The organism is Nocardioides iriomotensis, assembly GCF_004168035.1.
In the GTDB taxonomy this organism is placed as follows: Bacteria; Actinomycetota; Actinomycetes; order Propionibacteriales; family Nocardioidaceae; genus Nocardioides_B; species Nocardioides_B iriomotensis.
Window position 1 is genome coordinate 1 of the sequence record NZ_SDPU01000035.1, and the last position, 23,619, is coordinate 23,619.

21 protein-coding genes are annotated in these 23,619 nt (G+C 73.7%); 17 read left to right on the forward strand and 4 right to left on the reverse strand.

Annotated features, from left to right (window positions below; genetic code table 11):
* Positions 1-524, reverse strand: a 524-nt coding sequence (locus ETU37_RS19765) for a DUF222 domain-containing protein (RefSeq protein ID WP_129989084.1), incomplete at its 3' end; no start/stop codon positions are given.
* Between the two features lie 86 nt (positions 525-610).
* Positions 611-1,051 carry a methylmalonyl-CoA epimerase gene (gene mce, locus ETU37_RS19770; RefSeq protein ID WP_129989085.1) on the reverse strand — a complete coding sequence of 147 codons (441 nt, stop codon included), beginning with the start codon at positions 1,049-1,051 and terminating at the stop codon, positions 611-613.
* Between the two features lie 170 nt (positions 1,052-1,221).
* Here mce and ETU37_RS19775 point away from each other — a divergent pair, with 170 nt between their 5' ends.
* Both ETU37_RS19775 and meaB read left to right on the forward strand, forming a co-directional pair.
* On the forward strand, positions 1,222-2,406 hold the full coding sequence (locus ETU37_RS19775; protein ID WP_129989086.1) for an acetyl-CoA C-acetyltransferase: 1,185 nt from the start codon (positions 1,222-1,224) through the stop codon (positions 2,404-2,406).
* Complete coding sequence (meaB, locus tag ETU37_RS19780; protein WP_129989087.1) at positions 2,403-3,374, forward strand: methylmalonyl Co-A mutase-associated GTPase MeaB; 972 nt, start codon at positions 2,403-2,405, stop codon at positions 3,372-3,374. Before ETU37_RS19775 ends, meaB begins: the two co-directional genes overlap by 4 nt.
* On the opposite strand, the gene ETU37_RS19785 is transcribed toward meaB, so the two are convergent.
* Complete coding sequence (locus tag ETU37_RS19785) at positions 3,362-4,819, reverse strand: LLM class flavin-dependent oxidoreductase (protein WP_129989088.1); 1,458 nt, start codon at positions 4,817-4,819, stop codon at positions 3,362-3,364. The two genes, meaB and ETU37_RS19785, sit on opposite strands and share 13 nt — an antisense overlap.
* Before the next feature lie 22 nt (positions 4,820-4,841).
* Positions 4,842-5,255, reverse strand: a complete 414-nt coding sequence (locus ETU37_RS19790) for a hypothetical protein (RefSeq protein WP_129989089.1) — start codon at positions 5,253-5,255, stop codon at positions 4,842-4,844.
* A gap of 137 nt (positions 5,256-5,392) precedes the next feature.
* Here ETU37_RS19790 and ETU37_RS23350 point away from each other — a divergent pair, with 137 nt between their 5' ends.
* The 15 genes from ETU37_RS23350 (at position 5,393) to ETU37_RS19860 (ending at position 23,614) form a co-directional block, all read left to right on the forward strand.
* Positions 5,393-5,542, forward strand: a complete 150-nt coding sequence (locus tag ETU37_RS23350; RefSeq protein ID WP_165372613.1) for a hypothetical protein — start codon at positions 5,393-5,395, stop codon at positions 5,540-5,542.
* Between the two features lie 11 nt (positions 5,543-5,553).
* Positions 5,554-6,078, forward strand: coding sequence for a PH domain-containing protein (locus ETU37_RS19795; protein ID WP_129989090.1), 525 nt, complete (start codon positions 5,554-5,556; stop codon positions 6,076-6,078).
* Positions 6,079-6,177: 99 nt separating this feature from the next.
* A complete protein-coding gene (locus tag ETU37_RS19800) occupies positions 6,178-6,894 on the forward strand; it encodes an ABC transporter ATP-binding protein (protein WP_206054071.1) in 717 nt (238 codons plus the stop codon).
* Positions 6,891-7,787: an ABC transporter ATP-binding protein gene (locus ETU37_RS19805; protein ID WP_240755848.1), complete on the forward strand. Its 897-nt coding sequence runs from the start codon at positions 6,891-6,893 to the stop codon at positions 7,785-7,787. Before ETU37_RS19800 ends, ETU37_RS19805 begins: the two co-directional genes overlap by 4 nt.
* Positions 7,784-11,029 carry an ABC transporter permease gene (locus ETU37_RS19810; RefSeq protein WP_129989091.1) on the forward strand — a complete coding sequence of 1,082 codons (3,246 nt, stop codon included), beginning with the start codon at positions 7,784-7,786 and terminating at the stop codon, positions 11,027-11,029. The genes ETU37_RS19805 and ETU37_RS19810 overlap by 4 nt, the downstream gene beginning before the upstream one ends.
* Before the next feature lie 56 nt (positions 11,030-11,085).
* On the forward strand, positions 11,086-12,120 hold the full coding sequence (locus tag ETU37_RS19815) for a FecCD family ABC transporter permease (RefSeq protein ID WP_129989092.1): 1,035 nt from the start codon (positions 11,086-11,088) through the stop codon (positions 12,118-12,120).
* A complete protein-coding gene (locus ETU37_RS19820; protein ID WP_129989093.1) occupies positions 12,117-13,172 on the forward strand; it encodes a FecCD family ABC transporter permease in 1,056 nt (351 codons plus the stop codon). The genes ETU37_RS19815 and ETU37_RS19820 overlap by 4 nt, the downstream gene beginning before the upstream one ends.
* Entirely contained in the window at positions 13,169-13,972 is an 804-nt protein-coding gene (locus ETU37_RS19825) for an ABC transporter ATP-binding protein (protein WP_129989094.1), read from the forward strand. Before ETU37_RS19820 ends, ETU37_RS19825 begins: the two co-directional genes overlap by 4 nt.
* A 61-nt stretch (positions 13,973-14,033) precedes the next feature.
* Positions 14,034-15,062: an iron-siderophore ABC transporter substrate-binding protein gene (locus tag ETU37_RS19830; protein ID WP_129989095.1), complete on the forward strand. Its 1,029-nt coding sequence runs from the start codon at positions 14,034-14,036 to the stop codon at positions 15,060-15,062.
* Positions 15,063-15,163: 101 nt separating this feature from the next.
* The gene (locus ETU37_RS19835; RefSeq protein WP_129989096.1) at positions 15,164-15,658 is read left to right on the forward strand and encodes a MarR family winged helix-turn-helix transcriptional regulator; all 495 of its coding nucleotides are present in this window, start codon (positions 15,164-15,166) and stop codon (positions 15,656-15,658) included.
* Between the two features lie 121 nt (positions 15,659-15,779).
* Positions 15,780-17,528 carry a coenzyme B12-dependent isobutyryl-CoA mutase large subunit gene (locus tag ETU37_RS19840; RefSeq protein ID WP_129989097.1) on the forward strand — a complete coding sequence of 583 codons (1,749 nt, stop codon included), beginning with the start codon at positions 15,780-15,782 and terminating at the stop codon, positions 17,526-17,528.
* A gap of 31 nt (positions 17,529-17,559) precedes the next feature.
* Positions 17,560-18,516, forward strand: a complete 957-nt coding sequence (locus tag ETU37_RS19845) for a tetratricopeptide repeat protein (RefSeq protein WP_129989098.1) — start codon at positions 17,560-17,562, stop codon at positions 18,514-18,516.
* Positions 18,517-18,658: 142 nt separating this feature from the next.
* On the forward strand, positions 18,659-20,020 hold the full coding sequence (locus tag ETU37_RS19850; protein ID WP_129989099.1) for a NarK family nitrate/nitrite MFS transporter: 1,362 nt from the start codon (positions 18,659-18,661) through the stop codon (positions 20,018-20,020).
* Positions 20,013-22,115 (forward strand): molybdopterin oxidoreductase family protein, encoded by a 2,103-nt coding sequence (locus ETU37_RS19855; RefSeq protein WP_129989100.1) that lies wholly within the window; start codon positions 20,013-20,015, stop codon positions 22,113-22,115. The genes ETU37_RS19850 and ETU37_RS19855 overlap by 8 nt, the downstream gene beginning before the upstream one ends.
* The gene (locus ETU37_RS19860) at positions 22,112-23,614 is read left to right on the forward strand and encodes an FAD-dependent oxidoreductase (RefSeq protein WP_129989101.1); all 1,503 of its coding nucleotides are present in this window, start codon (positions 22,112-22,114) and stop codon (positions 23,612-23,614) included. Before ETU37_RS19855 ends, ETU37_RS19860 begins: the two co-directional genes overlap by 4 nt.
* Positions 23,615-23,619: the final 5 nt, after the last annotated feature.

The following is a 23,619-nucleotide window of genomic DNA, read 5'->3' on the forward strand; positions in this document are numbered from 1 at the left end:
TCGGCCGCGCGGCGTCGGGCGTCGGCGAGGTCGGGCTCGAACCGGACCAGCGCCTCCTCGACCAGCCGGTCCAGCTGCGCCGGCCCGACCCGGTGGGCGAACGGCGCGACGTGGCGGTCGACGTACCGGGCGCCCTCAGGGGTCAGCACGAGCGTGGAGCAGGCGACCCGCCGGGCCCGCCACGCGGGCAGATCACCGGCACGGACCCGGCGCCAGGTCTGGGGGAGCCGGTGGGCCAGCTCGACCGCCTCGGCCAGCAGCGACCGGCCGGCGTCCGTGGAAATCCGGAGCGCGGCGGCCAGCTCGGCGACACAGAACTCACCGACCTCCGGCGTCCCAGAACCGCCCACTGCCACCAAGCTTTCCGGGCCCAGCGGATCCGACCACTCGTGCATCGCCGCCCAGTCGACGGCCAGCTCCAGGACCCGGCACTCCGCGCGATCCGCGGCCGCACGCTCGGCGCGGATCGCAGCCAGCACTCCAGCGAGGGAGTCCGCCTGCTCGGGTGCCGGGATCGCTGCCATGACTCATTCGATCACCGAGCACCGACAGTTTCGGAACGGTCAGAACCCTTGCTGCGCAGGCGACGGCAACAGCGGGAGCGGAGGGGTCAGTGCCCCTGCCCCGGCTCCACCAGCTCCACCAGCACGCCGCCGGCGTCCTTCGGGTGGACGAAGTTCACCCGGCTGCCGGCGGTGCCGCGCTTCGGGGCGTCGTACAGCAGTCGCAGCCCACGCGAGCGCAACACGTCCGCGACCTGCTCGACGTCGGTGACCCGGTAGGCGAGCTGCTGGAGGCCGGGGCCGCTGCGGTCGAGGAACTTGGCGATCGTCGACTCCGGGGAGAGCGGGGCGAGCAGCTGGATGCAGGAGCCGGAGTCGCCGACGGCGACCATCGCCTCGCGGACGCCCTGCTCCTCGTTGGTCTCCTCGTGCACGACGGTCATCCCGAACGCGTCGCGGTAAAAGGCCATCGCCTCGTCGAGATCGGCGACGGCGACGCCGACGTGGTCGATGGCGACGAACAGGTGCTCGGGGATCTCCACGCTCATGCCGTCATGGTGGTACGGCGGGCGGCGGGCCGCGAGGGACTGTGACTTGTTCCTCACCGCGAAGGGCGCCCGCCCCCTCCCGTGTCCCTCGTCACCGTGGGTATCGTCGGCAGCGAGTGGCCCGGCCCGTTCCCGGCGCCCCGTCTCGTCGACTCCCGCAGGAGGCTTCCATGTCCGGATCCGTCATCGTCGCCGGCGCTCGTACGCCGATCGGCCGCCTGCTCGGCGGGCTCAAGGACAAGTCCGCCGCGGAGCTCGGCGGCGTCGCGATCAAGGGCGCGCTCGACAAGGCCGGGGTGTCCGGCGACCAGGTCGACTACTTGATCATGGGCCAGGTCATCCTGGCCGGCGCCGGCCAGAACCCCGCCCGCACGGCGGGCATCGCGGCCGGCCTGCCGATGTCGATGCCCTCGATCACCATCAACAAGGTCTGCCTGTCGGGCGTCAACGCGATCGCGCTGGCCGACCAGCTGATCCGCGCCGGCGAGCACGAGATCGTCGTGGCCGGCGGCATGGAGTCGATGACCCAGGCGCCGCACTTCCTGCCGAAGTCCCGCGAGGGCTACAAGTACGGCGACGTGGCGCTCGTGGACGCGATGGCCTACGACGCCCTGTACGACCAGGCCACGCAGCAGGCGATGGGCGCGCTGACCGAGAGCTGCAACGCCGCGGGCAAGAACCTCACCCGCGAGGAGCAGGACGCGTTCGCCGCCCGCTCCCACCAGCGCGCCGCCGAGGCCTGGAAGAACGGCCTCTTCGACGACGAGGTCGTCCCGGTCGAGATCCCGCAGCGCAAGGGCGACCCGGTCGTGGTCTCGCAGGACGAGGGCGTTCGCGGCGACACCACCGTCGAGAGCCTGGGCAAGCTTCGTCCGGCGTTCTCCAGGGACGGCACCATCACCGCCGGCTCCGCGTCGCAGATCTCCGACGGCGCCTGCGCCGTCGTCGTGATGAGCAAGGCCAAGGCCGAGGAGCTCGGCCTCACCTGGATCGCCGAGATCGGCGCGCACGGCCAGGTCGCCGGCCCCGATTCGACGCTGCAGATGCAGCCCGCCAACGCGATCGCCAAGGCCTGCGCCAAGGAGGGCATCGAGCCCGCCGCCCTCGACCTGGTCGAGATCAACGAGGCGTTCGCCGCGGTCGGCATCGAGTCGGCGCGCGAGCTCGGCCTCGACGAGGACAAGGTCAACGTCAACGGCGGCGCCATCGCCCTCGGTCACCCGGTCGGCATGTCCGGGGCGCGCATCGCCCTGCACCTCGCGCTGGAGCTCAAGCGCCGCGGTGGCGGCGTCGGTGCGGCCGCCCTGTGCGGTGGCGGCGGCCAGGGCGACGCCCTGATCATCCGCGTTCCGTGACGGGAGGCCGTCGCGGCGCCGTCTCCGTCCCCGACCTCGTCGAGCGTGCGCGCAACGGCGAGGCCCGGGCGGTCGCGCGGCTGATCTCGCTGGTCGAGGACGCGTCGCCGCTGCTGCGCGAGGTGATGGCGGGGCTGGCGCCGTACACCGGCCACGCGCAGATCGTCGGCATCACCGGCTCGCCCGGCGTGGGGAAGTCGACCTCGACGAACGCGCTCGTCGCCGCGCTGCGCAAGGCCGGCAAGCGCGTCGGCGTGCTCGCGGTCGACCCGTCGTCGCCGTTCTCCGGCGGCGCGCTGCTCGGCGACCGGGTGCGGATGCAGGATCACGCGCTCGACAAGGAGGTCTACATCCGCTCGATGGCCTCGCGCGGCCACCTGGGCGGGCTCTCGTGGACGACCCCGCAGGCGCTGCGCGTGCTCGACGCGGCCGGCTGCGACGTGGTGCTGATCGAAACGGTGGGTGTCGGGCAGAGCGAGGTCGAGATCGCGGGCCTGGCCGACACGACGCTGGTGCTGCTCGCCCCCGGCATGGGCGACGGCATCCAGGCGGCCAAGGCGGGCATCCTCGAGATCGGCGACGTGTACGTCGTCAACAAGGCCGACCGCGACGGGGCCGAGCAGGTGCGGCGCGAGCTGCGCAACATGCTCGCGCTGGCCGAGCGCGACGCGGAGGCGTGGAAGCCGCCGATCGTGCTCACCGTCGCGCAGACCGGGCAGGGCGTCGACGAGGTGGTCGAGAAGATCGACGAGCACCGCGCCTGGATGGAGTCCTCCGGCGAGCTCGACCGGCGCCGGGTGCGCCGCGCCCGCGACGAGATCGAGGCGATCGCGGTGACCGCGCTGCGGTCGCGCTGGGGCGACGTCCACGAGCGCACCGAGCTCGACGCCCTCGCCGAGAAGGTCGCTTCGGGCGACAGCGACCCCTACACCGCCGCCGACTCGCTCCTCGAGACCTACACGGACTGAACCGCGGCCCCCAGCCGCAGCACGTCGTCGGGACCCGCGAGGTCGGGCAACGCGGCGAACACCGTGCCCACGCCTCGCTCCGCGAGCCGCGCGTAGCGCTCGCGGTGCTCGGCGGCCGTCCCCGCGTGGTGCGCCCTGGCGTACGTCGCCGCCGCGGTCCGGCCGCGCAGCCGCTCGACCCGTTCCCACGTGTCGTCGCGGTCGGTGCCGACGACGGGCAGGTCGAGCACGGTCACCTCAACCTCGGCGGGATCACGCCCCACGGCGGCGCAGTGCCGCCGCAGGACGGCGACCTTGTGGTCGAGGTCGGCGTCGTCGGCGGTGAGCCGGACGTTGCAGGCGTCGCCCAACCGCGCCGCGATGCGGAGCGTGCGCCGCTCGCCGCCACCGCCCACCACGACCGGGATGTCGTGGACCGGCCGCGGGTAGGAGGTCGTCTCCGGCAGCGCGACGTGCTCACCGTCGTACGCCTTGGTGCCGGCCGCCCACAGCGCCCGCATGGTCTCGATGCCGGCCTCCAGCGCGTCGAGCCGCTGCTTCGCGGGCGGGAACGCGAGGCCGAACCCGGCGTGCTCCCGCTCCCACCAGCCCGCGCCGACGCCGACGAACGCGCGGCCACCGGACAGCACGTCCAGCGTCGCCGCGGCCTTGGCGGTGATGCCGGGCGGCCGGAACGTCACCGGCGTCACCAGGGTGCCGAGCCGCAGCCGCGTGTCGAGCCCGGCCAGCATCCCGAGCGTCACCCACGGCTCGGGGATCGGCTCCCACGCGGTGCCGACCTGCGGGATCTGGATCAGGTGGTCCATCAGCGCGATCCCGGCGAAGCCGCACGCGTCCGCGGCGAGCGCGACCTCGCGCAGCCAGCCGGCCGGGTCCTCACCCCACGGGAACCGCGACACCTGCAGCACCACGCCGAACCCGGTCGGCGGCTCCGGCGTCGCGGCCGGTTCGGGAGCGGCAGGTGCCGGCGCGTCGTCGGTCAGGACGACGACGTGGTCCCAGCCCTCGCCGGCCAGCGCGTCGACCACCGACCGAGCCGTGCGCAGCTGCTGCGCCAGCACCGGCGCGGGCACCGGTCGGTCGCGGACGGCGTTGCGCTGCCGGCACAGCGCGGGCGGTACGTCGAACGCGACCACGACCGTCGGCAGGCCGTGCCGACGGCCCAGGTCGAGGTAGCCGCGGCGGCGGTCCGCGTCGAGCCCGAGCGTGTCGACCACGGTGGTCAGCCCGCGGCGCACCCGCCCGGCCACGATCTGGTCGAGCAGCGCGAACGCCTCGGTCGACGCGTCGAGGTCGTGCCGGCCGGAGCCGACCACGCCGCGCAGCGCGTCGGACGAGACCACCTCGGCGGCGCGGTAGCGCTGCTCGGCCCAGGTGGACTTGCCGGACCCGCTCGCGCCGACCAGCACCACCAGGGCGGGGTCGGGGAGGCGTTGCTCGGTCATGCCGGGGAGTGTCGCACCCGGCTCACACCTTGTCGTGGCCCTTCTCGTGGTGGTGCCGCCCGTGCGTGCGGCGGTCCTCCTTCATCCGCGCCTCGTGCACGTGCCGCGTCCCGCCGGTCAGCGCCTCCCGGACGCGCTGCTCGGTGGCCCGGAAGGCCGACCAGTACGTGTCGTCGTACTCCTCCATGATCTGGAAGGTCCACCGGTCCGTGATCACGTTGCGACCGACCAGGTCCCGCTCGATCTCGTCGGCGAGGTCGTCGTGCCCCGCGGCGCGGAGCTGCGCGACGCCTTTGCCGAGCTGGAGGTCGGCGCTGCCGGTGAGCTGGTGGAAGGAGTACAGGTGGCCGCGGGCGCGCTCGGTGGTCTCCAGCGCCTCGGTGATCTTGCCGACCGCGTCGACGGTGGCCGGGTCGCACTCGTCCGGATCGGTCATGCCGGGGGACTACCCGCCGCGTGCCTGCGGCATGCCGGGACCGGTTTCTGCTAGGAATGACTCGCAGGTCTGCCCGCGCCCGGGGATCGCGCCGTACCTGCCTGCCGCACACCACCCACTCGGGACGGAGCCGACGGATGAAGAAGATCCTGACGATCATCGCGATCCTGTTCGTGCTGTTCGTGATCGCCACGGCCCCGGGGACCGCGGCCGACAGCGTGCGCTGGGTGGCCGGCGCGATCACCTCGGTCTTCCAGGGCCTGCTGCAGATCTTCCAGAGCCTGTAGGCGAGGCGCGGATGGCCGGCCTGGGGAGCACGTTCGACCCCAAGATCCGCAAGCACCTGCTGCGTGACGAGGGCGAGGTCATCGTCGACGAGGTCCTGCACCACTGGGTCGTCTACATCGTGCCCGTGCTCGAGGCGCTGGCCGGCGTGCTCGTCTTCTACCTCTTCCTCATCGCGCCGGTGGACCTCGCCTGGTTCCCGTTCGTGGCGGCGTTCGTGATCTGGACGCACGCCGCCTACAAGGCGCTCGACGAGCACATGGACCGCTTCGTGATCACCAACATGCGGGTGTTCCGCGTGCGCGGGGTGTTCGCTCAGAAGCTCGCCACCATGCCGCTCGGCCGCATCCTCGACATCACGGTCGAGAAGTCCCTGACCGGGCGGCTGTTCGACTACGGCCACTTCGTGTTCGAGTCGGCCGCCCAGGAGCAGGGACTGCGGGACATCCGGTTCGTCGGTCGCCCCTACGACCGCGACCTGACCATCCAGCGGGTCGTCCAGCGCGCCGGTCTGCGCGGTCCCCGCGTCATCAACTGAGGTCACGACTCAGCCACATTTGCGTTCTGCCGCGGCCAGGAGTGTTGCCAACCGACACCCCTGGCAGGGAGGCTGCCCGGCGGACGTGAGGGGGAGTGCGTGGCGGAGCTGAGAGCGGACGGCGTGAAGGTCGTCGGTGCCGGTCGGACCTTGATCGACGACGTGTCGGTCACCGCGGAGTCGGGACGCATGCTCGCGCTCACCGGGTCCAGCGGCTCCGGCAAGACCACCCTGATGAGCGTCCTCGGCGGCCTGGTCCGCCCGGACGCCGGGGAGGCGTCGTACGACGGCGGCGCGGTGGGCACCCGGCACGGCGAGCCGCGCGCCGGGACGGCGCTGGTGCTGCAGACCTACGGCCTCGTGCCCACGCTGACCGCGGAGGAGAACATCGCGATCGCCCTGCGCGCCCGGGGCGCCGACCCGCGGCAGGCCGCCGAGCGCGCGGTCGCCGCCCTGGTTCGCGTCGGTGTCGGCGACCTCGCCGACCGGCTGATCTCCGAGCTGTCCGGCGGCCAGACCCAGCGGGTCGCCGTCGCCCGCGCGCTCGCGGCGGAGGCCGACGTGCTGCTCGCCGACGAGCCGACCAGCGAGCTCGACGAGACCAACCGCGACCACGTCGTCGCCGAGCTGCGCGCCGAGGCCGACCGTGGTGCCGTCGTCGTGGTCGCCACGCACGACCCCGAGGTGGCCGCGATGTGCGACGACGAGGTGCACCTCGTCGACGGCGTGCTCGCAGAGACGGTGACCTCGGGATCTCGACAGGCTCGACCGGCCGAGGGCCACGAGCACGACCTCTACCGGAGGCCCACCCCGTGAGCGCGACCCAGTCGATGCCGGCGGTGCCGCAGCGCACGGGTGTGGCCGTGCGCTGCGTGAACGTCGTGCAGATCTACACCACCGCCGGCGGGCACGACGTCGTCGCGCTGCGTGGCGTCAACCTCGACATCCGGCCCGGCGAGCAGGTCGCCCTGCTCGGCCCGTCGGGCTCCGGCAAGTCCACGCTGCTCAGCCTGTTCGGCGGCGTGCTCCGGCCGTCGGCGGGCAAGGTGATCGTCGACGGCCAGGACATCTCGCGGATCAGCGAGGCCGAGCTCGGCCGGCTGCGCTCCGGCACCGTCGCGTCGCTGCTGCAGGGCGCCGCCCGCAACCTGCTGCCGTACGCCGGGGCGGTGGAGAACATCGAGTTCGCCCGCCGGGCAGTGCCGACCGCCGTACGACGCCGGCTGCTGCCGGCCACCGAGCTGCTCGAGCGCCTCGGTCTGCGCGACCTCGCCGACCGGCCGCTCGTCGGGATGTCCGGCGGCGAGAAGCAGCGGATCGCGTTCGCGGCCGCGATCTCGTCGGGCGCCGGCCTGCTGCTCGCCGACGAGCCCACCTCGCAGCTCGCCCACGACGACCGCGACGCGATGCTCGAGCTGATCCACCTCGTCAACCGCGAGTTCGGCACCACGGTGGTGCTGGTGACCCACGACCCCGAGGTCGCCCAGCAGATGCCGCGCAGCATCACGATCCGCAACGGCCGGATCGGGTCCGAGGGCCGGCACGGGTTCGACTTCGGCGTTGTCGACGAGGACGGCACCGTGCACATCCCCGACGACCTGGCCGGCCGGTTCCCCGCGGGCATGCTCGTGCGGTTCGAGCCCACCGACGACGGCGTCCTGCTCGTGCCCGTCGACGAGCCCGGCTCCGACGACGGAGGACACGCGTGAGGATCCTGCTCGCGGGGCTGTGGTCCCGCCGTGCCATCAGCCTGGCCGCGGGCCTGGTCATCTGGATCGCGGTGACCGCCGCGGTGCTCGGCCCGATGTACGGGCGGGTCTCCGGCGAGCACCTCGTCGACACCCGGCTCGCCGCGCGGGCGCCGTACACCACCGGCCTGGCCTACTCCGTCCCCGCCACCGACGAGGTCCCGCAGGGGTCACCCGACCGGTTCACGCCGCCCGACCCGCAGACGCTCGTCGACGAGGCCGCCGCCGAGGTCGCCGCCCCGGAACGCGACCGCTTCTGGCCGACGCAGACCGGCTGGCTCCTCGACCGCGGCGGCACGATGCCGTGGGGCGACAAGACGTTCCAGGTGCCGCTCTACTGGCGCGACGGCATGTGCGACCTCGCGGACGTCGAGGGCCGGTGCCCGTCGGCGCCCCACGAGGTGCTGATGCAGGACGTGATGGCCGAGACGATGGGACTCGGGCCGGGCGACACCGTCAGCCTGACCTTCAACGACGCCTACCTGCAGAAGGTCGAGCGCGGCGGCGACGAGTTCTCCCTCGTCGAGGACGAGCGGAAGCGCACGGAGACCTACGACGTCGTCGGCACCTACTCCGTCGCCGACCCGGACTCGCCGGCGTGGTTCGACCTCTCGCGGTTCACCGGTATCGACAACCTCGTGCCGCCGCCGGCCAAGGGCGAGGCGGCGCCACCCGCGACGCCGGCCCTGCTCACCGACCCCGGTTCGATGGTGTCGCAGACCTTCCGTGGCGGCGTCGACCGGCCGGTCGACCCGGGCGCGGTCGACCTCGACACGATGGACGCGGCGCAGCGGGCCGCGGCCGGCTTCCAGGACCAGCTGCTCGAGACCAGCACCGGGGGCGAGGTCGAGCAGCTCGACCTGCAGACGCTCTTCGACGGCGTCCGTGCGGAGCGCACCCTGCTGGGACGGGTGATGCTGGCCGCGCTGGCACCGCTGGTCGTGCTGGCGCTGCTGCTGCTCTTCGCCCTGGTGTCGGCGGGTGCCGCGCTCCGCCGCCCGTACGTCGCGCTCGCCAAGCTGCGCGGGCACTCGCGCCGGCAGGTGTTCGGGTTCGCCGTGGGGGAGCCGTTCCTCGTCGTGCTGGTCGCGACCCCGCTGGCGCTCGGCACGGCAGTGCTGCTCGCGCATGCCGTCGCGCGGCTGTGGTTCACGCCGGGCATCCCGGTCGCGCTGGACGCCGCGGCCTGGCTCGCGCTCGTCCTGGTCGCGCTGTCGGCGCTGGTCGCGTCGGCCCTCGCCGCGCTCGACGTGATCCGCGAGCCGCTCTCGCGCGCGCTCGCCTCGGCCCTCACCCGCCGCTCCTCGTCGCGCGGCGCGCTCGTCCTGCGCACCGCCGTCGTCGCCGTGGCGGTCGCCGCCGTCGCTCAGCTGCTGACGTCCGACGACCAGTCCAGCCAGCTGCTCGCGCTGCTCGCCCCGATGCTGATCGCGCTCGCGGTCGCCGTCGGCGGCGCCTGGCTGCTCCGGCTGCTCAGCAACCACTGGCTTGCCCGCACGACCTACCGCAGCGGCACGCCGGCCTACCTCGCGTCCCGCCGCCTCGCGCGCCGTACCGACCTCGCGAACCTGATGATCCCGCTTCTCCTCGCCGTCTCGGTCATCGCGTTCGCGGTGTCGGCGACGGCGGTCTCCGACGACTGGCGGGTGAGCCGGGCCCGGGCCGAGGTCGGCGCCGCGCGGACGTTCCAGACCGAGGTGTCGGTCGGACGGCTGCTGCAGGTCACGCGCGACCTCGACCCCGAGGGCCGCTACCTCGCCGCCGCGGCCGTCGAGAACTCCGGCGACGACATGTCGCGCCGGATGCTCGTCGACACCACCCGGTTCGCGAACGTCGTCGCCTGGGACCCGTCCTGGTCGGACCTGAGCGCCAGCCAGGTGCAGCAGGCGCTCCGGCCGCCCCAGGACCGGATCACGTTCGAGGGCAGGCAGATCGCTGTCGACGTCACCGACGTCGAGCTGTCGTCGTCGACGCACACGCCGTCGGTGCTGTGGGTGCAGTACGTCGACGGTACCGGCGAGCAGCGCAACACCGAGCTCGGTGTGCTCGCCGACGGCCGCGGCGCCCAGCGACTCACCGCCACCCTGCGCGGGTGCGAGGAGGGCTGCACGCTCGAGGAGCTGTTCCTCAGCGGCGACAGCCTCTCCGTCCTCGACGCCGACGGCCACCTCGTGATCAGCGCCGTGTCCGTCGACGGTCGCAACGTGGACTGGGGGCTGACCCAGGAGGACGCCTGGCGGCCCGCGCGCCCGTTCCCGGTGTCGCTGGTCGACCCGCCGGTCGAGCTCACGCCCGGCCCCGACGGGCTGCGGGTCGACGTGTACCTCGGCCAGCTCCCGACCGGTGAGGACACCGCGCCGACCATGGTCGCCGGCTTCGCGCGGATCACACCGTCGACGACCCCGGACGTGCTCCCGGTCGTGGTGGCCGACGGCACCGACACGGCGTCGGCCGACCGCATCGGCGCCGGCACCGCGATCGGCTACGACGACGCGACCGTCGTCGGTGCCGGCCTCAACGGCGAGGCCGTGCCGATGCGGGTCGTGACCCGCACGCACGCGATCCCCGGTCTGGGCGCGGAGGGGTCGATGGCCGACCTGGAGACGTCGCTCGTCGAGTTCGACCCGCCGTACGGCGCCTCGATCCTGCCGCAGCTGTGGGTCGCCCCCGGCACCCCGCAGGCGCTGCTCGACGAGGTCGCGCGCGCCGGGGTGCCGCTGACGCCGCTCGGTGACTACGCCGAGGCGCTCGACGCGCTGCGCACCGACGCGTTCAGCCTCGGCCTGCGGCTGTTCCTCGTCGTCGGCGTGGCCACGCTGCTGCTCGCGATCTTCGGTGTCTTCGCCTCGGCCGTGCTGCAGTCCCGCTGGCGGTCCTACGAGGTCGCGTCGCTGCGCGTCGTCGGCGTCTCCCAGGGCACCCTGCTGCGCGCCTCGGTGCTGGAGTATGTCGCGATGCTCGGCCTCGCCGTCGTGCTCGGCGTCGCGTCCGCCTACGCCGCGGTCCGGCTGGTGCTGCCGTCGCTCAGCCTCGGCAACGCGGGGGAGTACGAGCCCACGCCGCTCTACGCCACGCACTCCCTCGTGCTGCTCGGCGTGGGCGCGGCGCTGTTCGCGGTGGCCGCGCTGATCGCGCTGCTGGTCTCGCGCCGGATCACCCGGATGGGGCGGCCGGCCACGCTGCGGTGGGCCGAGCAGGGCTGACCTCGGGTTAGGTTAGGCTGACCTAACTCAGCCCACCCGCCGTCCGAGGTCCCGTCGTGTCCGCACCCGCCGTCGCCGTGCCCGCGGTGCGCCGCGTCCCGACCCGGCTGGCGGGCCTGCTGGTCCTCGCCGGCGTGCTGGTCGCGGTCTGTGCCGCCAGCCTGGCCTGGGGCGCGCGCGACCTGGCGCCGGGCACGGTGTGGGACGCCCTGGTCGCACCGGTCGCCGGCAACAACGACCACGCCGTCGTCCGCGAGCTGCGGGTGCCGCGCACGGTCGTCGGCCTGCTCGCCGGCGTGGCGCTGGGCGTCGCCGGCGCGCTGATGCAGGGGCTCACCCGCAACCCGATCGCCGACCCGGGCCTGCTCGGGGTGAACGCCGGTTCCTCGCTGGCCGTGGTCGGCGCGATCTCCCTGCTGGGGGTCGGGTCCGCGGCCGGGTTCGTGTGGTTCGCGTTCCTCGGCGCCGCGGTCGCCGCGCTCACCGTGTACGGCGTGGCCTCGGTGGGCTGGGGCAGCGTCACGCCGGTCAAGCTCGCGCTGGTCGGAGCCGCCTTCGCGGCCGTCGCCACCTCGGCGGTCACGCTCGTGCTGCTGACCGACGAGAAGGCGCTGGCGCAGTACCGCTTCTGGCAGGTCGGCTCGCTGGTCAACCGACCGTGGTCGACGATCGCCGTGCTCGCGCCGTTCGTGCTGGCCGGGCTGCTGCTGGCCGCCGGGACCGGCCGGTTCCTGAACGCCGTCGCGCTCGGCGACGACCTGGCCCACGGCCTCGGCCAGAACGTCGTCCTCGGCCGGCTGGTCGTGCTGGCCGCCGTCGTGCTGCTGTGCGGCGCAGCCACCTCGCTCGCCGGCCCGATCGCGTTCGTCGGGCTGATGGTGCCGCACGTCGCCCGCGCCGTCGTCGGTCCCGACCACCGCTGGGTGCTGCCCTACGCCGCCCTGCTCGGCCCCGTCGTCCTGCTCGTCGCCGACGTCGTCGGCCGGCTCGTCGCGCAGCCGTCGGAGATCGAGGCCGGCCTCGTCGTCGCCGTCCTGGGCGCCCCCGTGCTCATCGCGCTGGTCCGCGGCACCAAGGCGGTCGGCTCGTGACGGTGCTGGCGCCGGAGCGCGAGGCGACCGAGCGGCTGCAGCGCGTCGCCGCGCGGCGCCGTACCCGAGGCGTGGTCGTCGGCACCGGCCTCGCGCTGGTCACCCTCGCCGTCGTCGTGGTGAACCTGTCGGTGGGCGACATGCCGATCCCGTTCCGCGACGTGCTCGCGACCTTGGTCGGCCGCGGCGACGAGACGTCCACCCTCGTGCTCGTGGAGTTCCGGCTGCCGCGGCTCGTGCTCGGCGCCCTGGTCGGCGTCGCGTTCGGTCTCGCCGGCGGGCTGTTCCAGAGCGTGCTGCACAACCCGCTCGCGAGCCCCGACATCATCGGCGTCACCCAGGGGGCGAGCGTCGGCGCGGTCGGCGCGCTGCTCTGGCTCGGCGTCGGCGGTGTCGCGGTCGCCGGCGGCGCGCTGCTGGGTGCCGCGGTCGCCGCGGTCCTCAACGTCGTGCTCGCGTGGCGCGGCGGGGTCTCCGGGCACCGCTTCGTGCTCTGCGGGATCGGGCTGGCGTTCGTCGCGAGCAGCGTGCTCGGCTACCTGCTCACCCGCAGCGACGTCCGCAACGCCCAGGACGCGCTGGTGTGGCTGAGCGGCTCCGTCGCCGGCGCGACGTGGGAGGGCAACGCCCGGCTCGCGGTGGCGCTCGCCGTCCTCGTCCCGGTCGCGCTCCTGCTCTCGTCCCGGCTGCGGATGCTCGGGCTCGGCGACGACACCGCCCGCGCCCTGGGCGTCCCCGTCACCCGCACCCGGCTCACCGCCCTCGCCCTCGGTACGGCGCTCGCGGCGGTGGCCACGGCGGCGGCCGGTCCGGTGGCGTTCGTCGCGCTGGCCTCCGCGCCCATCGCGCGGCGTCTCGTCGGCGACGGCCGGATCGCGCTGGTGCCCACCGCCCTCGTCGGCGTCGCCGTCGTCACCGCGTCCGACGTCGCCGCCCAGCACGCCCTGCCCGGCCTCGACGTACCCGTCGGCCTGGTCACCGGCCTCGTCGGCGGCGGCTACCTGATCTGGCTCCTCACCTCGTCCAGGCCCCTCACCGGAGGCAACCGATGACCCTGACCGCCGAACGCCTGCACCTCGCCTACGACAAGCGGGAGGTCGTGCACGGCATCGACCTGACCGTGCCGACCGGTGCGGTGACCGTCGTCGTCGGCGCCAACGGCTGCGGCAAGTCCACGCTCCTGCGCGGCCTCGGCCGGCTGCTGAAGCCGGCCGCGGGCCGGGTGACACTCGACGGCCGCGACGTCGCCACGGTCGGCACCCGGCGGCTCGCTGCCGAGGTCGGGCTGCTGCCGCAGCAACCGGTCGCGCCCGAGGGCATCACGGTCGCCGACCTGGTCGGGCGCGGGCGCTACCCGCACCAGGGCGCGTTCCGTCGCTGGACCGCCGACGACCGCGCTGTCGTCGCGCACGCGCTCGCCGCCACCGGCACGCACGACCTCGCCGAGCGGCGGATGGACGAGCTGTCCGGCGGCCAGCGCCAGCGCGTCTGGATCGCGATGGCGCTCGCGCAGCAGACCGGCGTGCTGCTGCTCGACGAGCCGACGACGTACCTCGACGTCGCCCACCAGGTCGAGGTCCTCGACCTGCTCGCCACCGTCAACCGGGAGCGCGGCACCACGGTCGTCATGGTGCTGCACGACCTGAACCTCGCCGCGCGTTACGCCGACCACCTCGTGGTCATGGCCGACGGTCGCGTGCTCACCGAGGGCGCGCCGGCCGACGTGCTGACCGAGGAGACCGTGCGGGCGGCGTTCGGGCTCTCCTGCGTGGTCGTGCCTGACCCGGTCACCGGCGGACCGCTCGTGGTCCCGGTGTCCGCCGCGCGCCCCGCCACTCCCAGCACTGTTTAGTTAGGTTAGGCTTGCCTAACTCGCGGCGAACCTGGGCCGCGTCCGAGTCAAGGCAGGCAGCATGACCACCCGACCCCGGTTCGTCCGCACCCTCGCCGCGGCCGGCACCGCCGCGGCGACGCTCGTGCTCGCCGCGTGCGGCAGCGGTTCGAGCGACGAGACCGACACCGCCACCGACGCCGGCTCCGGCTCTTTCGAGCCCGTCACCCTCGAGCACGCCCTCGGCGAGACCACGATCGAGGAGCGCCCCGACCGCGTCGCGACGTGGGGCTGGGGCTCCGCCGACGCCGCGATCGCCCTCGGCGTCGTCCCCGTCGCGATCCCGCGGACGGCGTACGCCGGCGACCAGGACGGCATGCTGCCCTGGAACAAGGAGGCCATCGAGGCCGCCGGCGCCGAGCCGCCGACCATGCTGACGGAGGCCGAGGAGCCGCCGTACGAGGAGTTCATCAAGGCCGACCCCGACGTCATCCTTGCCACCTACAGCGGGCTGACCCAGGAGCAGTACGACAAGCTCTCCAAGATCGCGCCGGTCGTCGCCTACCCCGACCAGCCGTGGGCGACCCCCTGGCGCGACGTGATCACCACCGCCGGCGAGGCGCTCGGGAAGACCGACGAGGCCGACCAGGTGCTCGCCGACATCGACCGGGCCGTCAGCAAGGCCGCCGACGCGCACCCGGAGTTCCAGGGCAAGACGATCGCCGCGGTCGCCGACTACGGCTCGTTCTATGTCTACCGGTCCGCCGACCCGCGCGTGCAGTTCCTCGAGGACCTCGGCTTCGAGACCGCTCCGAGCGTGGAGAAGCTCGACACCGAGGAGTCGTCGTTCTACTTCACGCTGTCGTACGAGAAGGTCGACCAGCTCGACTCCGACGTCCTGCTGTCGTACGCCGACAGCCCCCAGACGCAGAAGGCGTTCATGAACGCCGCCTCGACCACGACGCTCCCGCAGTACGACGCCGGCACGATCGCCGAGGCCACCGGCGAGGAGCTCGTCGCCTCGGTGTCCCCGCCGACCGCGCTGTCGCTCACGTGGGGCCTCGACGCCTACGTCGACCTCCTCTCCGAGGCCGCCGCCGAGGTCTCCTGACCCACCCGGCGAGAGGCCACCTCCCCACCGCGCCCGGCGGCGTGTCGTGCGGGAAGTGGCCTCTCGGCGTTCCCGCGGCCGCGACGAAATAGGGTGCCGCCATGGCGCGGAAGCTCCCCTTCGACCCCATCGACGAGGCTGCCCGGCAGTGGGGCCGGCGGTGGGAGGCGGTGCCGCAGATGCACGCGGTCACCTCGCTCATGCGCGTCCAGCAGCTGGTGCTCGCGCAGCTGGACGAGATCCTCAAGCCGCACGGCCTGACCTTCGCCCGCTACGAGGCGCTGGTGCTGCTGGTCTTCTCCCGTCAGGGCGCGCTGCCGCTCGGCAAGATGGGGGAGCGGCTGCAGGTGCACGCGACCTCGGTGACGTCGATCGTCGACCGGCTCGAGGCGGCCGGGCTCGTCGTGCGCCGCCGGCACCCGGACGACGGCCGGGCCGTGCTCGCCGCGATCACCGACGCCGGCCGCGAGGCGGTCGAGAAGGCCACCGCCGACCTGGTGGCCGCCCGCTTCGCGCTCACCTCGCTCACCGAGGACGACCTGGCCGAGCTGTCCGACCTGCTGCGGCCGGTGCGTCGCGACGCCGGCGACTTCTGAGCCTGTCCGGACGTCTCGCCGAGAGGCCACTTCGCGCACGACACGCCGCTGGGGGCGGTGGGAAACTGGCCTCTCGCGGCTTTGCCTGGCCAGAATTACTAGGACGTCCTACTATTTCTTCATGACCCCCGAGACGCCGTCCGCCGAGTCCGCCCGCGCCCGCTGGGAGGCCCGCTACGCGAAGTCGCGGGACCGCGGCCAGGTGCGCGACGTCGACTTCACCACGCTGTCCGGGATGGAGGTCGAGCCGGCCTACGGCACCGACGACTCCGAGTGGCCGGGCGAGTTCCCGTTCACCCGCGGGCTCTACCCGACCGGCTACCGCGGCCGGGCGTGGACGATCCGGCAGTTCGCCGGCTTCGGCAACGCCCAGCAGACCAACGAGCGCTACAAGATGATCCTCGGCCGGGGTGGCGGCGGGCTCAGTGTCGCGTTCGACATGCCGACGCTGATGGGCCGCGACAGCGACGACCCCAAGAGCCTCGGCGAGGTCGGCCACTGCGGCGTCGCGGTCGACTCCACCGTCGACATGGACATGCTGTTCTCCGACATCCCGCTCGGCGACGTGACCACCTCGATGACGATCAGCGGCCCCGCCGTACCCGTGTTCTGCATGTACCTCGTCGCCGCCGAGCGTCAGGGCGTCGACCTCGGCGTGCTCAACGGCACCCTGCAGACCGACATCTTCAAGGAGTACATCGCGCAGAAGGAGTGGCTCTTCGGGCCCGAGCCGCACCTGCGCCTGATCGGCGACCTGATGGAGTACTGCGCGGAGAAGATCCCGGCCTACAAGCCGCTCTCGGTGTCCGGCTACCACATCCGTGAGGCCGGCTCGACGGCCGCGCAGGAGCTGGCGTTCACGCTCGCCGACGGCTTCGGGTACGTCGAGCTGGGCCTGTCGCGCGGGCTCGACGTCGACGTGTTCGCGCCGGGCCTGTCGTTCTTCTTCGACAGCCACGTCGACTTCTTCGAGGAGATCGCCAAGTTCCGCGCCGCGCGACGCATCTGGGCGACCTGGGTGCGCGACGTCTACGGCGCGAGGACCGAGAAGGCGCAGTGGCTGCGGTTCCACACCCAGACCGCGGGCGTCTCGCTCACCGCGCAGCAGCCCTACAACAACGTCGTCCGCACCGGCATCGAGGCGCTCGCCGCGGTGCTCGGCGGCACCAACTCCCTGCACACCAACGCACTCGACGAGACGCTGGCGCTGCCGAGCGAGCAGGCCGCTGAGATCGCGCTGCGCACCCAGCAGGTGATCATGGAGGAGACCGGCGTCGTCAACGTCGCCGACCCGCTCGGCGGCTCGTGGTACGTCGAGGCGCTCACCGACAGGATCGAGGCCGAGGCCTACGCGATCTTCGACCAGATCCTCGCGCAGGGCGGCTGGAACACCACCTCCGCCACCGAGGAGGGCCGCCGCGCCCTGGCCGAGCAGGTGGCGACCAGCACCGGCGACTCCCACGGCGCGGTCTGGCCGATGACCCGCGGCATCCTGCGCGGCATCGAGGACGGCTGGTTCATGTCGGAGATCGCCGAGGCGGCCTTCCAGTACCAGGTCGCGCTCGAGAAGGGCGACAAGAGGATCGTCGGCGTCAACTGCCACGAGGAGTCGATCACCCACGAGCTCGAGATCCTGCGCGTCTCCCACGAGGTGGAGATCGATCAGGTCCGCGAGCTCACCTCGCGCCGGGGCGACCGCGACCAGGCCGCCGTCGACGCCGCCCTCGCCCGCATGCTCGAGGCGTCCCGCGGCGACGAGAACATGATCCCCGCGATGCTCGACGCCTGCCGCGCCGAGGCGACGCTCGGCGAGATCTGCGACGCCCTGCGCGCGGAGTGGGGCGAGTACCGCGAACCGGCCCGGTTCTGACCCCTCACCGCACGCTGGGCAGAATGGGCGCATGACGCAGCAGCCGTTCTCGCGCCCCGGAGCCGTCGACCTCTCCGCCCTGAAGCGCCCCGCCGCTCCCACCGGCGGGCCCGGCGGCCCTGCCGGGCCGGGCGCGCCCGCCGGCGGCAACGGCGGTACGGCGGGTGCCTACGCGATCGAGGTCGACGAGGCGTCGTTCCAGACCGTGCTCGAGGCGTCGATGAACGCCCTGGTGCTGCTGGCGTTCTACTCGCCGAGCCGGATGCCGGCGAGCGAGCAGCTCGCCGACGACCTGACCACGCTGGCCGACGAGTTCGAGGGCAAGTTCCTCCTCGGCCGCGTGGACGTCGACGCCGCGCCGCAGATCGCCCAGGCCGTGCAGATCCCGTCGGTGCCCTTCGTGGTCGCCGTCGTGCAGGGCCGCCCGGCGCCGCTCCTGCAGGACCCGGCGCCCATCGAGGACCTCCGCGCCGCGCTCACCCAGGTGATGCAGCAGCTCGCCACGCAGGGCGTCACCGGCCGGCACCAGCCGCTCGCGCAGACCGCCGCAAACGGCGAGGACGACGAGGAGGTCGTCGACCCGCGCTACGCGCCCGCGCAGGACGCCCTGGCGGCGGGCGACATCGACAGCGCCGTCGCGGAATACCAGAAGCTCGTCGACGCCAACCCCGCCGACGCCGAGGCCGCGGGCGGGCTCGCCATGGCCAAGGTGCTCCAGCGCACCGCGGGCGTCGACCTGCAGCAGGCCCGGCAGGCCGCGGCCGACCGGCCCGACGACGTCGACGCGCAGACGCTCGTGGCCGACCTCGACATGGCCGGAGGCCACGTGGAGGACGCGTTCCTGCGGCTCGTCGACCTCGTCCGCCGTACCTCCGGCGACGAGCGCGACCGGGCCCGCCAGCACCTGCTCGGCCTGTTCGCCGCGGTCGGCAACGACGACCCGCGCGTGCTCAAGGGCCGGCAGTCGCTGGCCTCCGCGCTGTTCTGACTCTTCTCACACCGGCGTGCATGCCGATGTGCGCCGAGTTTCACGTCCTGTAACGGCACGATGACCGGATCCGAAACATCGGGTTGAGAGGTTCCTTCGCGAGCGACCCCCGTCCTGGGGGTCACGTCGCGAGGAGAGCCGCATGTCGTCAGGTGTCACCCAACGGGCACAGCTCCAGACGCAACCACGGGGTGACCGGAAGGGCTGGATCGACGTCTGGGACCCGGAGAACCCGGAGTTCTGGCAGACCACCGGCCGCCGCGTCGCGCGCCGCAACCTGACCTTCTCGATCCTCGCCGAGCACCTCGGCTTCTCGGTCTGGGTGCTGTGGAGCATCGTCGCGGTCAATCTCAACACCGTCGGGTTCGCGTTCACGGAGGGCCAGCTGTTCTGGCTGGTCGCGCTGCCCAACCTGGTCGGCGCGACGCTGCGGCTGCCCTACACGTTCGCGGTGCCTCGGTTCGGCGGCCGCAACTGGACGATCGTGTCCGCGCTGCTCCTGCTGATCCCGACGACGTCGCTCGCCTGGGCCGTCAGCAACCCGGACACGTCCTTCGGCACGATGTTGTTCGTCGCCGCGCTGGCCGGCTTCGGGGGCGGCAACTTCGCCTCGTCGATGACGAACATCTCGTGGTTCTACCCAGAGAAGGAGAAGGGCTGGGCCCTCGGCCTCAACGCCGCCGGCGGCAACATCGGCGTCGCCGTCGTGCAGGCACCGTTCGTGGTCTCCGCGGTCATCACGATCGGCGCCGGCATCCACCTCGAGCGCGCCGGCCTGATGTGGATCCCGCTGATCCTGCTCGCGGCGTTCTGCGCGTGGCGGTGGATGGACAACCTCACGGTCGCGAAGACCGACTTCGCGTCCAGCGCCGCCGCGGCGCGGAAGCGGCACACCTGGGTGATGTCGTTCCTGTACATCGGCACGTTCGGCTCGTTCATCGGGTACGCCGCCGCCTTCCCGCTGCTGATCAAGGGCCAGTTCCCCGACGTCAACGTCACCGCCTACGCGTTCCTCGGTGCGCTGGTCGGCTCGCTGATCCGCCCGCTCGGCGGCCGGCTGTCCGACAAGGTCGGCGGCGCCCGCGTCACGGCGGCCGCCTTCGTGCTGATGGGCACCGGCGTGCTCGGAGTCGTGTGGAGCCTGAGCCTGCAGAGCTTCGGGCTGTTCTTCGCCAGCTTCATGGCGCTCTTCGTCGCCACCGGCGTCGGCAACGGCTCGACGTACCGGATGATCCCCGCGATCTTCCGCCACGGCGTCGACCCGGCCGACCACGTCGCCACCGCCGCCGCGAAGCGGCAGGCCGCCGCGGCCATCGGCATCATCTCCGCGATCGGCGCGTACGGCGGCTTCCTGGTCCCGCGCACCTACGGCTGGTCGACGACGGCGTTCGGTTCGATCGTCCCGGCGCTCTACGTCTACGTCGGCCTGTACGTCGTGATGCTGGCCGTGACCTGGTTCTTCTACCTGCGCCGCTCGGCGCCGCTGGCGAGCGCCGGTGTCTGACACCCACTGCCCCTACTGCGCCCTCCAGTGCGCCATGTCGTTGGCGGCCCCAGGAGGAACAGCGGGGCCGGTCGCGGTCGCGCCCCGGGAGTTCCCGACCAACCGCGGCGGGCTGTGCCAGAAGGGCTGGACCAGCCCCGAGGTGCTCACCGCGCCGGACCGTCTCACGCACCCGTGGGTGCGCGGCGACGACGGGCTGCTGCACCCGGCCACCTGGGACGAGGCGCTCGACGTCGTCGCCCGCGGGGTACGGCGGGTGCAGGACGCGCACGGCCGGGACGCCGTCGGTGTCTTCGGCGGAGGTGGCCTCACCAACGAGAAGGCCTACCAGCTCGGCAAGTTCGCCCGGGTCGCCCTGCGCACCAAGCACATCGACTACAACGGCCGGTTCTGCATGTCGTCGGCCGCGGCGGCCGGCAACCGGGCGTTCGGCGTCGACCGCGGCCTGCCGTTCCCGCTGCCCGACCTCGGCGGCGCCGGCGCCGTCCTGCTCCTCGGCAGCAACGTCGCCGACACGATGCCGCCGTTGGTGCAGCACCTCGCCGGCGTGCGCGGGCGCGGCGGCCTCGTCGTCGTCGACCCGCGACGCTCCGCCACCGCCGCACTCACCGCCGAGGGCGCGGGGCTGCACCTCCAGCCGCTGCCCGGCACCGACCAGGTGCTGCTGCTCGGGCTGCTGCACGTGCTGGTCGCCGACGACCTCGTCGACCACGCCTACCTCGCCGCCCGCACCGACGGCTGGGAGGACGTGCAGCGCAGCGTCGCCGAGTGGTGGCCCGGCCGGGTCGCCGACCGCACCGGCGTGCCCGAGGCCACGCTGCGGGCCGCGGCCCGGCTGCTCGCCGACGCGTCGCCGTCGCGCGGCGGTCGCGGTGGCTACGTCCTCACCGGCCGCGGCGTCGAGCAGCACACCGACGGCACCGACACCGTCACCGCCGCGATCAACGTCGCGCTCGCCCTCGGGCTGCCGGGGCGCACGGGCTCCGGCTACGGCTGCCTCACCGGCCAGGGCAACGGCCAGGGCGGCCGCGAGCACGGCCAGAAGTCCGACCAGCTCCCTGGCTACCGGCTGATCAGCGACCCCGCCGCGCGGGCCCACGTCGCCGGAGTCTGGGGCGTCGACCCCGACGACCTGCCCGGTCCCGGCGTCCCCGCCGTCGAGCTGCTGCACCGCCTCGGCGACGAGGTGAGGGCGCTCCTCGTGCACGGCAGCAACGTGGTCGTCAGCGCGCCCGACGCCACCGCCGTCCGGGAGCGGCTCGAGCGCCTCGACCTGCTCGTCGTCTGCGACGTCGTACCCAGCGAGACCGCACAGCTCGCCGACGTCGTCCTGCCCGTCACCCAGTGGGCCGAGGAGGACGGCACCATGACCAACCTCGAGGGCCGCGTGCTGCGCCGCCGCCGCGCCGTCGCGCCGCCGCCCGAGGTGCGCAGCGAGCTCGACGTCCTCGCCGACCTCGCCGCACTGCTCGGCAGCCCCGCCAAGCTCGACCGCGACCCCGAGACCGTGTACGACGAGCTCCGCCGGGCCAGCGCCGGCGGCCGGGCCGACTACGCCGGGATCTCCTGGGCGCGGCTCGACGCGGGGGAGGAGCTGTTCTGGCCCTGCCCGGACGAGGCGCACGCCGGGACGCCGCGGATGTTCCTCGACGGCTTCCTCACGGCCACCGGCCGCGCCACGATGACGCCGGTCCGCCCCGGCGGCCCCGACGACGACCTTCGCCCCGACGCCCCGGTCTACCTCGTCACCGGCCGGGTGCTCGCGCAGTACCAGTCCGGCGCCCAGACCCGCCGCGTGCCCGCCCTCAACCGGGTCGCGGCCGAGCCGTTCGTCGAGCTGCACCCGCACCTGGCCGGCGGCATCGGCGTCGACGACGGCGAGCTCGTCACGATCACGTCCGCGCGCGGGCGGGCCACCGCCCGCGCCCGGGTCAGCACCGCGATCCGGCCGGACACGGTGTTCATGCCCTTCCACTGGCCGGGCGAGGGCTCGGCCAACACACTCACCACCGACGCCACCGACCCGGTGTCGGGGATGCCCGAGTTCAAGGTCTGCGCGGTCTCCGTCGCGCGGGCCGAGGAGGAGGACCGATGACTGGCGGTACCGAGACGATCGTGGTGGTGGGGGCCGGCATGGTCGGGCACCGCTTCGCCGACGAGCTGGTACGGCGGGACAAGGAGGGGCGCTACGACGTGCACCTCGTCGGCGCGGAGGACTACGCGCCGTACAACCGGATCCTGCTCTCCGACGTCCTCGCCGGCCGCTGCGACCTGGCCGCGCTGGCCCTGCCCGAGCCCGATCCCGCGCGGGTGCGGCTGCACCTCGGCACGTCCGTCGTCGCGGTCGACCGGGACAGCCGCCACGTGCTCCTCACCGACGGGGTCCGGCTGCGCTACGACCACCTGGTGCTGGCCACCGGCGCCGACGCGTTCGTGCCCCCCGTGCCGGGCCTGCGCGAGAACGCCACCGTGCTGCGCACGCTCGACGACTGTCGCGACCTCGCCGCCCGCTCGCTCAACAGCCACCACGCCGTCGTCCTCGGCGGTGGCCTGCTCGGACTCGAGGCCGCCTGCGGGCTGGTCCGGCGGGGGGTGAAGGTGACCGTGCTGCACGTCGCCCGGCACCTGATGGAGACCCAGCTCGACCCGGCGCCCGCCGGTGTGCTCGCGGGCGCGCTCGACGACCTCGGCATCACCGTCCGCACGGACGCCCACGTCGTCGAGGCCCGTCGCGACGGCCTCCGGCTGGCGACCGGCGAGGTGGTCGAGGCCGACCTCGTGCTGGTCTCCTGCGGCGTCCGCGCCCGCACCGACCTCGCCGCCGACGCGGGCCTGACCGTCGACCGCGGCGTCGTGGTCGGCGACGACCTGCGCAGCCCGGACGACCCGGCCGTCACCGCGCTCGGCGACTGCGCCCAGGCTCCCGGTGGCGGCGCCGGGCTAGTGGCGCCCGGCTGGGACCAGGCCGCCCGGCTGGCGGCCGACCTGACCGGCACCGCGCCGCCCACCACCCCCGTGGGCGCCGCACCGGTACGGCTCAAGGCCGCCGGCGTCGACCTGGTCACGATGGGCACCTCCGGCGCGCAGGCCGACCCGGCCCGCGAGCGCGTCGTCACCGTCAGCGACCCGGGCGGCCGCCGCTTCGTCGAGCTCACCGTGCGCGACGCCCGCGTCACCGGCGTCACCTGCGTGGGGGCGCCGGACCTCGCGCCGTCGCTCACCGTCGCCTACGACCGCGGCACGCCGGTGCCCTCCGACCCGCTGCTGATGCTGCTGCCCGACCGCGAGTCCGACGACGGCTCGCCCGCGCTGATGCCGGGCGCCGCGAACGTCTGCCGGTGCAACGGCGTCACCAAGGGCGACATCGTGCACGCCTGGGAGGACGGCGCGTGCTCGGTCCCCGAGATCGCCGCCGCCACCCGCGCGACCACCGGCTGCGGTGGCTGCCGCAACGCCGTGTGCGGCCTCGTCGACTGGCTGCGGGAGGTCGCCGGCCCGGCGCCCGAGATCTCACACGACGCCACCGGCACCGGTGAGACACATGTTGCGGCGGCGCAACACGACGACGTCCGTGCCGAAATCTCGGCTTCCTAGCGTCC

Coding starts and splice junctions, on each gene's coding strand:
- mce (WP_129989085.1), bottom strand. CDS start 1,051: ATGAGCGTGGAGATCCCCGAGCACCTGTTCGTCGCCATCGACCACGTC.
- ETU37_RS19775 (WP_129989086.1), top strand. CDS start 1,222: ATGTCCGGATCCGTCATCGTCGCCGGCGCTCGTACGCCGATCGGCCGC.
- ETU37_RS19785 (WP_129989088.1), bottom strand. CDS start 4,819: ATGACCGAGCAACGCCTCCCCGACCCCGCCCTGGTGGTGCTGGTCGGC.
- ETU37_RS19790 (WP_129989089.1), bottom strand. CDS start 5,255: ATGACCGATCCGGACGAGTGCGACCCGGCCACCGTCGACGCGGTCGGC.
- ETU37_RS23350 (WP_165372613.1), top strand. CDS start 5,393: ATGAAGAAGATCCTGACGATCATCGCGATCCTGTTCGTGCTGTTCGTG.
- ETU37_RS19795 (WP_129989090.1), top strand. CDS start 5,554: ATGGCCGGCCTGGGGAGCACGTTCGACCCCAAGATCCGCAAGCACCTG.
- ETU37_RS19825 (WP_129989094.1), top strand. CDS start 13,169: ATGACCCTGACCGCCGAACGCCTGCACCTCGCCTACGACAAGCGGGAG.
- ETU37_RS19830 (WP_129989095.1), top strand. CDS start 14,034: ATGACCACCCGACCCCGGTTCGTCCGCACCCTCGCCGCGGCCGGCACC.
- ETU37_RS19835 (WP_129989096.1), top strand. CDS start 15,164: ATGGCGCGGAAGCTCCCCTTCGACCCCATCGACGAGGCTGCCCGGCAG.
- ETU37_RS19840 (WP_129989097.1), top strand. CDS start 15,780: ATGACCCCCGAGACGCCGTCCGCCGAGTCCGCCCGCGCCCGCTGGGAG.
- ETU37_RS19845 (WP_129989098.1), top strand. CDS start 17,560: ATGACGCAGCAGCCGTTCTCGCGCCCCGGAGCCGTCGACCTCTCCGCC.
- ETU37_RS19850 (WP_129989099.1), top strand. CDS start 18,659: ATGTCGTCAGGTGTCACCCAACGGGCACAGCTCCAGACGCAACCACGG.
- ETU37_RS19860 (WP_129989101.1), top strand. CDS start 22,112: ATGACTGGCGGTACCGAGACGATCGTGGTGGTGGGGGCCGGCATGGTC.